The organism is Sphingomonas sp. So64.6b (assembly GCF_014171475.1).
Lineage (GTDB): Bacteria > Pseudomonadota > Alphaproteobacteria > Sphingomonadales > Sphingomonadaceae > Sphingomonas > Sphingomonas alpina_A.
On sequence record NZ_CP048817.1, the window covers coordinates 587,665 to 601,626 of the forward strand.

14 protein-coding genes are annotated in these 13,962 nt (G+C 63.3%); 10 read left to right on the top strand and 4 right to left on the bottom strand.

Going from position 1 to position 13,962, the window contains the following annotated elements:
* Positions 1-55 precede the first annotated feature (55 nt).
* A complete protein-coding gene (locus tag G4G27_RS02735; RefSeq protein WP_183111874.1) occupies positions 56-853 on the bottom strand; it encodes a sterol desaturase family protein in 798 nt (265 codons plus the stop codon).
* 110 nt (positions 854-963) lie between these two features.
* Entirely contained in the window at positions 964-2,037 is a 1,074-nt protein-coding gene (locus G4G27_RS02740) for a helix-turn-helix domain-containing protein (protein WP_183111876.1), read from the bottom strand.
* A gap of 107 nt (positions 2,038-2,144) precedes the next feature.
* On the opposite strand from G4G27_RS02740, the gene G4G27_RS02745 reads away from it, so the two are divergent.
* The 8 genes from G4G27_RS02745 to G4G27_RS02780 all read left to right on the top strand — a co-directional run bounded on the left by G4G27_RS02745 (position 2,145) and on the right by G4G27_RS02780 (position 9,656).
* Entirely contained in the window at positions 2,145-2,681 is a 537-nt protein-coding gene (locus G4G27_RS02745) for a hypothetical protein (protein WP_183111878.1), read from the top strand.
* Positions 2,678-3,163, top strand: coding sequence for a hypothetical protein (locus tag G4G27_RS02750; protein ID WP_183111880.1), 486 nt, complete (start codon positions 2,678-2,680; stop codon positions 3,161-3,163). The genes G4G27_RS02745 and G4G27_RS02750 overlap by 4 nt, the downstream gene beginning before the upstream one ends.
* A 62-nt stretch (positions 3,164-3,225) precedes the next feature.
* Complete coding sequence (locus G4G27_RS02755) at positions 3,226-4,371, top strand: acyl-CoA dehydrogenase family protein (protein ID WP_183113570.1); 1,146 nt, start codon at positions 3,226-3,228, stop codon at positions 4,369-4,371.
* The gene (locus G4G27_RS02760; RefSeq protein WP_183111882.1) at positions 4,368-6,110 is read left to right on the top strand and encodes an alpha/beta fold hydrolase; all 1,743 of its coding nucleotides are present in this window, start codon (positions 4,368-4,370) and stop codon (positions 6,108-6,110) included. The genes G4G27_RS02755 and G4G27_RS02760 overlap by 4 nt, the downstream gene beginning before the upstream one ends.
* Positions 6,111-6,133: 23 nt before the next feature.
* Positions 6,134-7,219 (top strand): enoyl-CoA hydratase/isomerase family protein, encoded by a 1,086-nt coding sequence (locus tag G4G27_RS02765; RefSeq protein WP_183113571.1) that lies wholly within the window; start codon positions 6,134-6,136, stop codon positions 7,217-7,219.
* 4 nt (positions 7,220-7,223) lie between these two features.
* Entirely contained in the window at positions 7,224-8,000 is a 777-nt protein-coding gene (locus tag G4G27_RS02770; RefSeq protein ID WP_183111883.1) for an enoyl-CoA hydratase, read from the top strand.
* A gap of 129 nt (positions 8,001-8,129) precedes the next feature.
* Positions 8,130-9,011, top strand: coding sequence for a 3-hydroxyisobutyrate dehydrogenase (gene mmsB / locus G4G27_RS02775; protein WP_183111885.1), 882 nt, complete (start codon positions 8,130-8,132; stop codon positions 9,009-9,011).
* A 90-nt stretch (positions 9,012-9,101) separates the two neighbouring features.
* Positions 9,102-9,656, top strand: a complete 555-nt coding sequence (locus G4G27_RS02780; protein WP_202049654.1) for a DUF1579 domain-containing protein — start codon at positions 9,102-9,104, stop codon at positions 9,654-9,656.
* Between the two features lie 5 nt (positions 9,657-9,661).
* Here the strand turns inward: G4G27_RS02780 and G4G27_RS02785 are convergent, their stop codons facing one another.
* Together G4G27_RS02785 and G4G27_RS02790 are read right to left on the bottom strand one after the other, a co-directional pair.
* The gene (locus G4G27_RS02785; protein WP_183111887.1) at positions 9,662-10,618 is read right to left on the bottom strand and encodes a cation transporter; all 957 of its coding nucleotides are present in this window, start codon (positions 10,616-10,618) and stop codon (positions 9,662-9,664) included.
* Entirely contained in the window at positions 10,615-11,133 is a 519-nt protein-coding gene (locus G4G27_RS02790) for a hypothetical protein (protein WP_183111889.1), read from the bottom strand. The genes G4G27_RS02785 and G4G27_RS02790 overlap by 4 nt, the downstream gene beginning before the upstream one ends.
* A 59-nt stretch (positions 11,134-11,192) precedes the next feature.
* Here G4G27_RS02790 and G4G27_RS02795 point away from each other — a divergent pair, with 59 nt between their 5' ends.
* Together G4G27_RS02795 and alr are read left to right on the top strand one after the other, a co-directional pair.
* Positions 11,193-12,815: an MFS transporter gene (locus G4G27_RS02795; protein WP_183111891.1), complete on the top strand. Its 1,623-nt coding sequence runs from the start codon at positions 11,193-11,195 to the stop codon at positions 12,813-12,815.
* Between the two features lie 33 nt (positions 12,816-12,848).
* Positions 12,849-13,880 carry an alanine racemase gene (gene alr / locus G4G27_RS02800; RefSeq protein ID WP_183111893.1) on the top strand — a complete coding sequence of 344 codons (1,032 nt, stop codon included), beginning with the start codon at positions 12,849-12,851 and terminating at the stop codon, positions 13,878-13,880.
* Positions 13,881-13,962 lie beyond the last annotated feature (82 nt).

Genomic DNA, 13,962 nt, shown 5'->3' on the forward strand with positions numbered 1-13,962 from the left:
TCTGGATTATCGTGCCGGCATATGCGGTCACGATGACTCGTCGCTTGCTCACCCGTTACGCGGTTACCAGCTCGGGCGAAGCCTTCACGTGTGCCGCGACGGCCTCGAACTTCTCATGATAACGCGGATGTTCGGTGCCCATCATCCGGTCCCACCAGGTGAAATAGAGTCCGAAATTATACCGACCCTCGCTGTGATGCAGGTCGTGATGCGTGGTGGTGGTCAGCCATCCGGTCCAGCGGCTTTTGGTGAAGCCGCTCCACGCCAGCTCATGTCCGGAATGGCCGATCGCGTTGCGTGCGATCTGATGGCCGAGAAAGATGAACACGGCGAGCGGCTGGATCGGCGCGACCTGCGACATGCCGATCAGCAGCACCGGCACATAAAGCGCCTCGGTCACCGATTCGATCGGTGCGAAGGCATAGGATGCCCAACTGGTCGGGGTGCGCGACACGTGATGCGCGGCATGGGCGCGGCGGAACATCGCACGCAAATGCAGCCCGCGGTGCATCCAGTAGAAATAGGCGTCGTGGGCAATGACCATGACGATCAATTGCGCAGCGAGGATCGCCAGATCGGGCGTATGACCGATCCGGACGATGCCCGCGCCGATCGCCGCGAAGGTGATCAAATTCACCACGCCGAAGATCGCGATGGTCTGCACCGACAGACGCAATTCGCGTCGGCGGTCGGCCATGGTCGCGGTGCGTTGCTGGATGCGCCGCGACGCCGTCCAGCGCCGCAACAGCCAATAAGTCAGCGCGACGCCCGCCGCCCCGAACAGATAGCGGATCATCTCGACCTGGAAGCTGTGCGCCCAGTGGAGGGCAATGGTCTTCAGCGTCTCGATCATCACGCGGCTCCGTCGGGGCAGGTCTTCCCGACCGGCGCTACGCTAACGATCGATGGGTGGCTGCGCGCGGCTGAAAAACTCCGATCGATTCCGCAATCGATCGGCTTTTTTCAATTGGCGACGATCGCGGCACGACGGAATTCGCTCGGTGTCACGCCGGTCTCCTCGCGAAACGCGCGATTGAACGGCGCAAGCGAGCCATACCCGAGATCCATTGCCATGGTCAGGATCGGCAGATCGACCCGGGCCGGATCGGCCAGCCACAGCTTCGCTTCGGCGATGCGGTGATGGTTCAGGAACGCCGAGAAATTGCGATAGCCAAGCCGCTGGTTGATCAGCCCACGCAGTCGGTGTTCGGGTACACCGAGCCGTTCGGCGAGCGAACCGATCGACAGTCCCGGTTCGCGATGGATCGCCCCGGCGATCACCACGTCGAGCTTCTGCCGCAGCACATGTTCGGCGGGACTGAGGCTCGGAACAGGAATCGGTGCTGGCCGGGCCGGATCGAACAGCAATTCGGGATCGCTCTGCAGCAGGGCGACGCCCATTGCGGTGGTCGCGGCGAGGATCGCAAAGGCCTGACCGATCGCGACGCCCGCCCCCGTGCGCTGAAATCCGAACAGCATTTCCAGCACGATCACCATAAACGACAACGCACCGACCACGACCACGAAGCCGACGCGCAGCCGCCGGCGTTTCTCGATCAGATCGTCGCCGCGTTCGCGCATCGCGATCAGGATCGCATGACCGATCAGCACCAGCGATACGCCGCGCTGAAGCAAGGCGATCCAGAAACGTGCTTCGGGCATCCACAGCGCCGCGAAGAAGAAGCCGATCCAGCAGCCGATCAGCACAATGAAGCCAATCGCCGCCGCACGCCGGTCGATCGCGCGTTCGAACAGCAGATGCGCGAAGATCCACAACAGCAATGGCACGCTTTGCGCGGCCAACTGGACCAGTGCCCAGAATGGTCCGCTGATCGGCCGGAACAGCAGCGTAGCAAGCGTCAGATAGCAGGCGACGCCGGTCAGCAGCAGCGCTGTCGCCAGCCGCACGGGTCGCGGTGCGCGACCCCGGCCGATCACGATCGCAATCAGCAGCAATTGGCCGATCGCCAGCAGCCGCATTGCCGTATCGAGGAGGATCAGCTTGGTCATCACGCCGATGATATGACTTGCCGTCACCGCGCCGTCCATGGTGTCGGAGGGAGAGGTTTCGGACCGGATGCGTTAACAGCGGATGCGATCGGGCAAATTCCGATCCCTCGACACCTGGAGGCGCTGTTTTCGTCATGACCAAGAAACTGATCATCCCCGCCGTGCTGGCCTGCATGCTCGCGGCTTGCGAAAAACCGACCACCTCGTCCAACGTCACGATCGATATCTCGGAGAGCGAAGTCGCCAATGATAGCGCCGCCGGCACCGCTGCTGGCCAGACGACGAACGACAGCATGGCGACCACCGACAATGCGACCAATGTCCCGATGCCCACGCCGACATCCACCGCGAAAACCGCCAATGCCTTTCCTGCCGCGTACCAGGGTCGCTGGGGAATGAACGCCAATGACTGCGATCCGAAGCGCGACGATAACAAGGGTTTGCTGACGGTGTCCGCCGAAACGCTCAAATTCTACGAATCGCGCGCGAGGATCGCGTCGCTCAAGGCGATCTCACCGACGCGGCTCATCGCGGATCTCTCCTTCAGTGGCGAAGGCCAGACCTGGAACAGCAAGACCGCGTTCGAACTGACCGATGGCGGCAAGACGCTGCTCCGTACCGAAGAAGAGCCGGCCTCGTCGTATCGCTATGCGAAATGTCCGGCGGTATGATGCGCGCACGCGGCATCGTTATCGCCCTGGCGCTCGCCGGTTGTTCGTCCGATGCATCGGAAGACGCGAAGGAAAAAGCGGCGGCCGCCAATATCGAGGCGGTGGTCGCGCAAAACGAAGCGCAAGCCGCGGCGATCGGTCTACCCCGAGGCGGCACGCCGAGCCCGGCCAAGGCGGCGAAGACGCTGCCCCCGGCGTTCCTCGGTCGCTGGGGAATCACTCCGGCCGATTGCGATTTCAGCCGCAGCGATACCAAAGGATTGGTGACGGTCTTTGCCGACAAATTGAGCTTCTACGAATCGACCGCGAAGGTCGCATCGCTGACCCCGGTGTCGCAGTATAAAGTCGTCGCCGATCTCGATTATACGGGTGAGGGTCAGGCTTGGCGGAAGCGCACCACGCTTGAACTCGTCACGGCGGGCACAGCATTGCTGCGGACTGAACAATCGCCCGCTGCAACCTTCCGTTATGAGCGCTGCTAGGGCAATCGCATGGATATGAAGATGCCCGCGGGGCGAGCCGGATACGAGAGACAGTGGAAACCATGACCAACCAGTTCGACCTCACCGATGACCAGCGCGAGATCCAGGATCTGGCGCGCAAGTTCACGGCCGATCGCATCACGCCGTTCGCGGCGGAATGGGATGAAAAACACATCTTCCCGCGCGACACGATCAAGCAGGCGGCTGAGCTCGGCTTTGCATCGATCTACGTCTCGGAGGAATCGGGCGGGATCAATCTCGGTCGCCTCGAATCCGCGCTGATCATGGAGGCGATGGCTTATGGCTGCGCCTCCACCAGCGCGTTCATCTCGATCCATAATATGGCGAGCTGGATGATCGATCGCTTCGGCGCGCAGGCGGTGAAGGACAAGTTCCTGCCCAGCCTGGTCACGATGGACAAGATCGCCAGCTACTGCCTGACCGAACCGGGTTCGGGCTCGGACGCCGCCGCGCTGAAAACGCGCGCGGTGAAGGACGGCGACGACTGGCTGGTCACCGGCACCAAGCAGTTCATCTCGGGCGGCGGCGAGAACGAAATCTACGTCACGATGGTCCGCACCGGTGAGGATGGTCCCAAGGGGATCAGCTGCATGGTGATCGAAAAGGACATGCCCGGGGTCAGCTTCGGTGCGAACGAACGCAAGCTCGGCTGGCATTCACAGCCGACCGCTCAGGTCATCTTCGACAATGTCCGCGTGCCGGGAGAAAACCTTGTCGGCGGGCTGGGCGAGGGGTTCCGCATCGCGATGATGGGCCTTGATGGCGGGCGCCTCAATATCGGCGCCTGCTCGCTCGGCGGTGCGCAGCGCTGCCTCGATGAGGCGGTGAAGTATACCAAGGACCGTAAGCAGTTCGGCACCGCGATCGCCGATTTCCAAAACACGCAATTCACTCTGGCCGACATGGCGACCGATCTCGAGGCAGCGCGCGCCCTGCTCTATATCGCGGCGGCCAAGGTCACCGCCAATGCGCCCGACAAGACCAAGTTCGCGGCGATGGCCAAGCGCCTGGCGACCGATACCGGATCGAGCGTGGCGGATCGCGCGCTGCAGCTGCACGGCGGTTATGGTTATCTGATGGACTATCCGATCGAGCGCTTCTGGCGCGACCTGCGCGTGCATTCGATTCTTGAGGGCACCAATCAGGTGATGCGCATGATCGTCGGCCGCGAGCTGACCCGCCAATGACCGATCAGCCCAATCCGCCGAGCGTCTCCGCTTTGTGGCAGGACGCGCTCGCCAATGTGTCGAACGCGCTCGGTGCTGCCGCGCGCGCGCCGATCCGGACCGGGCAGAGCCAGCCTTACGATCCGCTGGCGCTGTTCCGCTCCATGTCGGGCTTCGCCATGGGGCTGGGGTCGAACCCGCAGCAATTGTTCGATGTGCAGCTTCAGGCCGCACGTGAATGGGGTGATTTCTGGACTCAGGCCTGGTTGCCCAAACCCGATGCGGAAAAACCGCGCGACCGCCGTTTCGCCGCCGCCGATTGGGAAGAACAGCCCTATTTCCGCGCGTTGCGCGACGCATATCTGCTTGCCTCGAAGCAGTTGCGCGCCGTGGCCGAAGTCGCAGAGGGGCCGCATAGCCGCGATAAGGCGATGACTGCGTTCGTACTCGATCAGTATCTCAACGCCATCGCCCCGACCAACTTCGCGATGACCAACCCGGAAGTGATCCAGCGCACGATTGAAACCGGCGGCGCCAATCTCGCGGCGGGCTTCGCGCATCTCATCGAGGATATGGCGTCGGGCAAGGGCATCGTGCGCCGTCGCACCGACGAGAATGCTTTCACCAAGGGCGGCAACATCGCCGCCACGCCGGGCAGCGTGGTGTTTCAGAACCATCTGTTCCAGCTGATCCAGTACGATCCCGTCACACCCGACGTGCATGCCGAGCCGATGCTCTACGTGCCGCCGCTGGTGAACAAATTCTACATGATCGACCTGCAGGCGCGCTCGAGCATGGTGCGCTGGCTGGTCGAACAAGGCCGCACCGTATTCGTCATCTCGTGGATCAATCCCGACGAGAGCCATCGTGATTGCGGCGTCGAGCAGTATGTCCTTGACGGCATCGTCACCGCGCTCGGGGAAGTACGAAAAAAAGCCGGCAAGGCCAAAGTCGATCTCTTCGCCTTCTGCCTCGGTGGTACATTGGTCGCAATCACGCTGGCGTATCTGGCGGCAAAGGGCCGTGCCGGGGAGATCGGCAGCGCGACCCTGATCGGATCGATGGTCGATTTCGCCGATATGCGCGACTGGTCGGCGTTCGTGCACGAAGCGCATCTCGACGCGCTTGAGGAGCATCTCGAAAAGCGCGGTTTCATCGATTCGACCGAGTTGCAGCAACTCTTCGCGGCGGTGCGGTCGAACGACCTGATCTGGTCGTCGGTGATCAACCATTATCTGCTCGATCGCGCCGCGCCGCCGTCCGATCTGCTTTACTGGTTCGAGGATGGCGCGCGCATCCCGCAGGCATTCCTCAAATCGTATAATCGCGGCCTGCTCTTCTCCAATGCGCTGAAGGAAGGCACCGGGTTCGAGGTGGGTGGAGTCGCGATCGACTTGTCGATCGTGCAGACTCCGGTGCTGCTCGTCGCGCTGAAGGACGATCATGTCTCGGCCTGGAGCGCGGTCTATGACGGCGCCAAGCTGTTCGGTGGTCCGGTCACCTTCATTCTCGGCGGCTCCGGACACAATGCCGGGGTGATCAACCCGCCCGCGGCCAATAAGCATGGTTATTGGACAGCGGACACGATGCCGCCGACCGCCGAGGAATGGCTTGCCGATGCCGAGCAGCATCCCGGTTCATGGTGGCCGCTATGGGACGGTTGGCTCAGTGCCGCGGGCTCGGGCAAGCGCGTGGCGCCCCGGAAAGCCGCCAACCCGATCGAGCCCGCCCCGGGCTCCTATGTCTCCATCACTCACTGAGTTTACGCTGACCGATGAACGATATGACCACCGCGGCCGAAACGCTTGCCTATCGCGATGGCGCGGCCGGGCGCCTGCGCCTCAACCGGCCCAAGGCGCTCAATGCGCTCAACTTGCCGATGGTGCAGCAGATGACTCGCGCGCTGCTCGACTGGCGCGAGGATCGCAGCGTGCGCCTTGTCCTGATCGACCATGCCGAGGGGCGTGGCTTCTGCGCCGGCGGCGATGTCGTGACGATCGCGCGTAGTGCGCAAGGGCACGGCGCGGCGGGACATGCGTTCTTCTTCCAGGAATATCGCCTCAACCATTTGATGTACACTTACCCCAAGCCCGGCGTGGTGTTCATGGACGGCGTGACGATGGGCGGCGGGGTCGGCATTGCTTGCCCGTGTCGCTACCGCGTCGTCACCGAACGCACGATGTTCGCGATGCCCGAAACCGCGATCGGCCTGTTCCCCGATGTCGGCGGCGGACGTTATCTGTCGCGGCTGCGTGGTCGCGCGGCGCAATATCTCGCGCTGACCGGCGCGCGGCTCGACGGCGCCGACTGCATCGCGCTCGGCCTGGCCAATTATTATGTGCCGTCCGACAAGCTCGAAGCGCTCAAGGCCGAACTCTGCGCGACGCCGGAAAAGGTCGAATCGATCCTTGCCGGTGCCGCTGTGGTGCCGCCGCCGGCGAAGATCGTCGAGCATCTGCCGGCGATCGACCGGCTGTTCGCGTCGGATGACTATGAGGAGATCCTCGCCGCGCTAAAGGCCGACGGCTCCGACTGGGCGATCAAGCAACGCGAGACGCTGCGCCCCAAGTCGCCGACCGCCTGCAAGGTATCGCTGCGCATGCTTGTCGAAAGCCCGCGCCAGCCGCATTTCGTCGATGAGATGCGCATGGAATTCGGCATCGCCGCGCGCATGTTCCGCCATCCGGACTTTGGCGAGGGCGTGCGCGCACTGCTGATCGACAAGGACAATAACCCGACCTGGAACCCCGCCACGCCGGAAGGCGTGACCGAGGCGATGGTCGATGGTTTCTTCCAGCCGCTGCCATCCAGCCAGGCCTGGACGCCGCTTCCCGCACCATCCTTTGCTGACAATGCCGACGGAGACTGATCCCATGGCCACATATGAAACCCTGCTCGTCGAACAACGCGACGCCGTCACGTTGATCACGCTCAACCGGCCCCAGGCGCTCAATGCGCTCAACAATCAGGTGCTCGGCGAACTGATCGCTGCGATGACAGCCTATGACGCCGACGACAGCCAGCATTGCGCGGTGCTGACCGGCAGCGAAAAGGCCTTTGCCGCCGGCGCTGACATCAAGGAAATGGCCGATCAGTCGTTCGCCGATATGTTCATCGACAATTATTTCGCTGGCTGGGAGCGCTTCACCGCGACACGCAAGCCGATCATCGCCGCGGTTGCCGGCTTCGCGCTTGGCGGCGGATGCGAACTGGCGATGATGTGCGATTTCATCCTCGCCGCCGACACCGCGAAATTCGGCCAGCCCGAGATCAAGCTCGGCGTCGCGCCCGGCATGGGCGGGTCGCAGCGCCTGACCCGCGCGGTGGGCAAGGCAAAGGCAATGGAGATGTGCCTGACCGGCCGGATGATGGGCGCTGAGGAAGCCGAGCGCGCCGGCCTGGTCAGCCGTATCGTGCCGGCCGCCGAACTGCTCGACGAGGCGCTGAAGACCGCTGCGACGATCGCCGGCATGGCGCCACTTGCGGCGCTCGCCAACAAGGAGATGGTCAACGCGGCATTCGAGACCGGCCTCGCACAAGGCATCCAGTTCGAACGCCGCCTGTTCCATGCCCTGTTCGGCACCGCCGACCAGAAGGAAGGCATGGCTGCGTTTGTTGAGAAGCGTCCGGGGAACTGGACCGGGAAATAATCGAACCACGCCTTTAACCGAAGCGTCACTCCAGCGCAGGCTGGGGTCTCATTGGGGAGTGCGCAACGCCAGCCCCACAAAGATCCCAGCCTTCGCTGGGATGACGAGAGTGAATTTGGAGAGAAGAAAATGGCACGCGTCGCATTCATCGGTCTCGGCAATATGGGCGGCGGGATGGCCGCGAATCTCGCGAAGAAGGGGCATGACGTCCGCGCCTTCGACCTTTCCGCCGACGCGCTCGCGCGTGCCAGGGAAGCCGGCTGCCTGCCCGCCGCGAGCGTCGAGGAAGCGCTCGACGGCGCCGAGGCGGTCATCACCATGCTGCCCGCCGGCAAGCATGTTGAAGGCGTCTATAGCGACGCGATTTTCACGGCCGCACCGCAATCCGCGATCCTGATCGATTGTTCGACGATCGACGTCGCCACCGCGAAGCGTGTCGCCGAAACCGCGGCCGCCAAGGGTTATGCCGCGGTCGATGCGCCCGTATCGGGCGGCATCGCCGCCGCAAATGGCGGCACGCTGACCTTCATGGTCGGAGGAAGCGACGCGGCGTTCGAACGTGCCCAGCCTTTCCTCGTCGATATGGGCAAGGCGGTGATCCATGCCGGCGCCAGCGGCACTGGTCAGGTCGCCAAGATCGCCAACAACATGCTGCTCGGCATCACCATGGTGGGCACGTGCGAGGCGTTTCTGCTGGCGCGCAAACTCGGTCTCGATCCGCAGAAATTCTTCGACATCGCCAGTGTCTCGTCCGGCCAGAGCTGGTCGATGACCAGCTATGCGCCACTCCCCGGCGTCGGCCCGACTACGCCCGCCGATAATGATTACCAGGGCGGCTTCGCCACCGCGCTGATGCTCAAGGATTTGCGTCTCGCAATGGAAGCCGCCGGCACCGCGCACGCCGACACCCCGATGGGCGCCAAGGCCGCGGAATTGTATGAGAAGTTCAATGCCGCAGGGCAGGGCGGGCTGGATTTCTCCGCCATCCTCCGAATGCTTGACGGGGACTAATCGGGATTTTTTTTGGAGAGGCGAAATATCCTGACACTTGGTGTCAGGATCAGGCGACTAGACAGGACGTCCACCAAGTAAGGACGCCCGATGATCGACCGCCGCGATATGCTCAGCTTCACTGTCCTGGCCGGCGCCGCCACCGCGACGCCCGCCTTCGCTGCGACCCTTGCCGATGACGATCACGCGCGCGATTTCGATTTCCTGATCGGATCGTGGCGCGTAAAGCATCGCCGTCTCAGGGAACGGCTGACCGGCAGCGACGCGTGGCAGGAATTCGACGGCACATGCATCATGCAGCCGCTGATGGACGGTGTCGGCAATGTCGAAGACAATTGGCTCGACCTGCCCGCCGGCGCCTATCGTGCGGTCGGCCTGCGATCCTATGATCCAAAGTCCAAACTCTGGGCGATCTGGTGGCTCGATGGGCGTACCCCGCATACGCTCGACGTACCGGTAAAAGGCAATTTCCAGGACGGCGTCGGCACTTTCCTGGCCGATGACACGTTGCGCGGAAAGCCGGTCAAGCTGCGCTTCCAATGGTCGGCGATCGCCGCCAACAGCGCGGAATGGCGCCAGGCTTTGTCGGACGATGGCGGCAAGACCTGGGAAACCAACTGGGTCATGCACTTTACCCGCACCTGACCTGTTCAGTCGGACCGCCGCTCCGGCGCATCGCTCTGCCCTCGAGCGGAAAAGCCGACATGGGCGAGGCGCCACGCGGTGTCGTCGTCGCCGGGCCAGAATTCGCGCAAAGGCAGGCTAGGCTCGGGCGCGCTGACGCCGTGTACTTCGGCGCGGATCAGGCGTCCGGTTTCGCGCACGCGGATCGTCGCGTCGGGGAAACGGCGGCCTAGCTCGGCATGCAGCGCTGCGGCGTCTTTAGCGATGCCCGTCCCGCCGAGCTCACGCGGCGCGCCATCGACCAGTTCGGCCGTCGAGGATCGTAGCGCTTTGATCCCGTCATGCAGCACGTCGAGGGCAATCACGATCGCCGCAACAGAATCCGCCCACCACCAGCCAAGGCCCAGACCGATGATCCCGGCAAAGCCGGCCGCGCCGGTCAACCAGTTGGCCTTGTTCATCAGCGCGTCGGTGTGGAGCAATTTGTCATTGAGCTTCACCGCGAGCGGCAATTCCTTACGCCCGATGATCATTGGCGGAATCAGCGAATAGAATTGTGCCGCGAGCATCAGCCAGCCGAGCCAGATATCGCGTCCGAACAGATGGATCGAAGGTACCGATGCATGCTCGGCGGCGATTAGCGTCACCACCGAATTCCACAGCAGGGCTGCGCCGACCGAGGCCAGAGCGACCGCCGCGACGAAGAAGCCGAGTCCGTTGACCCGGTCGAAGCCGAAGGTGAAGCGGCGAGAGCGTGTGCCGCGCATTTCCATCTTCGCCGCGATCAGGAACGCGATCGGCGGGATCAGCCCTAGCGTATCCTCGATCCAGGCGGTCTTCATCGTCTGGCTCTGGCCGAGCACCAGGCCCATCAAGGTGATGATCGACACCGTCCAAGCGATGTTCCAATATTCCAGTCGCACGGCGCTGCGCATCGTTTCTTGCAGCTCAGGCGGCAGCCGGTCGCTATCGCTGCCGCTCATGATCTGGCGGCCTCCGGCGCGACCGCGCGGGTCGCTTTCTCGACCAGCATGACCCAGCGATTCTCGCCATTGGGCATCGCCGCGCGCAGTTCCAGTCGGTCGGCGTTCTCACCCTGGATCGCGAGCGGCGGTGCAAGTGCTACGCGCGTCGCCCATGGCGTGTCGTGCGCAAACGCGGCGATCACTATGTCGAGTCGCCCCTGCTCGAGGTTCACAAGCAGCGGCTCGAGCGACCCCCGCGCGATCTGCGGCTTTGCGCCGGTCTCTTCGCCGACGCGAGCGAGCAATGCGGCAGCCGGTCCGGCCAGGCCGGTATCGTCAGGCAAAGCAACGCCGACGCGGATGACTTGACCACCGCGGATCCGGTCAAGCGTGCTGTCCGGATCCCTTGGCAGCGTGTCGCATCCGGACAGAGCGGCGCAGGTAAGAAAGATCGAGATCGCTTTCATTTCAGCCGGACAACAATCGTCCGGTCCGACCGTTCCGCACAGTGTGACGATCGATCTGAGCAACACGGGCGCTTGCCGCTCCCGACAATCCCGCTAAACCTTGATGGTCCTAGGGGGAGTAGAAGATGGCCATAACCACGGCAGCCGATATCGCGTCAGAGCCTGACATGACGTCCGAACCGTCGGTGAAGGACATCCGTCTGGTCATCACCGCGTCGTCGCTCGGCACCGTGTTCGAATGGTACGACTTCTTCATCTACGGGACGCTCGCCGCGTCGGGCATCATTGGCCGCACCTTTTTTCCGGCAGGCAATGAGCTGGTGCAGACTCTGCTCGCCTGGGCGGGTTTCGCGGTCGGCTTTGGTTTCCGGCCCCTGGGCGCCGTGCTGTTCGGATATCTCGGCGACAAGCTCGGACGCAAATATACCTTTCTCGTCACCATCACGCTGATGGGTGTCGCCACCGCTTGCGTCGGACTCATCCCCTCCTTCGCCGCGATCGGCTTTGCCGCGCCGGTCCTCGTTATCGGCTTGCGCATCCTGCAGGGCCTTGCGCTCGGCGGCGAATATGGCGGTGCGGCAATCTATGTCGCGGAGCATTCGCCGAAGGGCAAATCGGGCTATTATACCAGCTTCATCCAGGCCAGCGTGGTCGGTGGATTCATCCTCAGCCTGGTCGTCGTGCTTGGCACCAAATCGGCGCTGTCGACCGAAGCCTGGGACAGCTGGGGCTGGCGTTTTCCGTTCCTCTTCTCGCTCCTGCTGCTTGCCGTGTCGCTGTGGATGCGTCTCAAATTGTCGGAAAGCCCGGTCTTCAAGAAGATGAAGGCCGAGGGCGAAATGGCCAAGAATCCGTTCGTCGAGAGCTTTACTTATCCCGGCAATCTCAAGCGCCTGTTCGTCGCGCTGTTCGGCATCGCCGCGGGGCTGACGGTGATCTGGTACACCGCGATGTTCAGCGTCCTGTCGTTCCTGCAAACGACGATGCGCGTCCAGGAAACCACCGCGCAGCTGATCGTCGGCGCGGGCTGCTGCATGGGGCTGTTCTGGTTCATCCTGTTCGGCAAGCTTTCCGACCGGGTCGGACGCAAGGCGCCGATCGTGATCGGCTATGCGCTGACCCTGGTCCTGCTTTTCCCGATCTTCTGGACGATCGGCAGCGCCGCCAATCCCGAGCTCGCGCGTGCCGCAAAGCGCGCGCCGGTGGTCGTTTCCGGTCCGGTCTGTTCGTACAGCCCGTTCGCGCCGAAACAGACCGACCAGTGCGGCATCCTGCTCGACTATTTCTCGAAAAAGGGCGTGCAATATACCAAGGCGCACAGCCCGGTGACGGTGGTAATGATCGGCGGCAACCCGATTCCCGACACCAGCCCGGCGGGCCTCGACAAGGCGCTGGCGGATGCGGGGTATAATCTCGACAAGGTCGTACCGTCGCCGTTCAACATCGCCGTCATCCTGTTCGCGATCCTCATCCTCGGCGCGCTGTCGGGGGTCACCTATGGCCCGGTCGCGGCGTTGCTGTCGGAGATGTTTCCGCCGCGTATTCGCTACAGCTCGATGTCGATTCCCTATCATCTCGGCACCGGCTATTTCGGTGGTTTCCTGCCCTTTATCAGCCAGTTCATCGTCGCGCGCACCGGCGACCCCTATGCGGGGCTGTGGTACACAATGGCCGTGGTCGCCATGGCCTTGGTCGTTACTGTGTGGGGTTTGTCAGAAACCAGGCCGGGTATGGCGAGCGCCGACTAGCGCGCCTGCGCAAGCGACGCTAACCGCAAACGCATGACCTATGCCCCCTTACGGTTAAACCTCGATGGTGCTGCCCTTGTCGGTAACTGGCGCGCACTTTCCGCCATGAGCGGTGGCGCGGCATGCGGCGCTGCGATCAAGGCGGACGGCTATGGGCTGGGTGCGGTCGAGGTGGTGAAGCGGCTCGCCGCTGCCGGGTGTCGCGATTTCTTTGTCGCCAACTGGGCCGAAGCAAACGCCATCGCTGCCTTGGGCGTGCAGGTCTCGGTTCTGCACGGTGTTCGCGATGCGGATATGATGCTTGCCGCGGCAGGGGGAGCCCGCCCGGTGCTCAACACCGCAAACCAGGTCGTGCGCTGGAAACAGGCGGGCGGCGGTCCGTGCGACGTGATGGTCGATACCGGCATGAACCGGCTCGGCCTGTCGGTCGATGATGTGACGAGCGGTCTGCTCGATGGCGTACAGGTCGAGACGCTGATGAGTCATCTCGCCTGCGCCGATGAGGACGACGCGATGAACGAGCGCCAGCGCGCCACCTTTGCCGCACTTGCCGGACGGACGCAGGCGAAGCGGCTGAGCCTGGCGAACTCCGCCGGGATCGGGCTCGGTTCCGATTATGCGTTCGACCTGACCCGCCCCGGTCTCGCGCTCTATGGAGGTGTCCCGCGGCCCGAATTCAACGGCGTCGTCCGCCAGGTCGTGACACCCGAGGCGCAAATCCTTCAGCGCCGCACCGTCCCCGCGGGCGGTATGATCGGCTACAACGCGATCTTCACCGCACCGGCCGAGATCGAGGTCGCGATCCTCAATCTCGGTTATGCCGATGGTTATTTCCGTGGTTTCTCGGACAAGGGCGCGGCGCTGTTCGAAGGACGGCGGTTGCCGCTGCTTGGTCGCGTGTCGATGGATCTTATCGCCGTCGACGTATCGGGTGCGCCGGAACTCGGTGAAGGCGACTGGCTGTCGCTCGATTATGCATTGCCTGAGGCGGCGGCGCTGTCGGGGATGTCGCAATATGAATTGCTGACTGGTTTGGGCAAACGCTTCGATCGGGTTTGGCGCTGACGTTCGGGGCTTATCAGCAAAATCACCTCCCAGACGCTGCGCGCAACCAACCTCCATCTGACAAATTAACAAGCCGGACTTG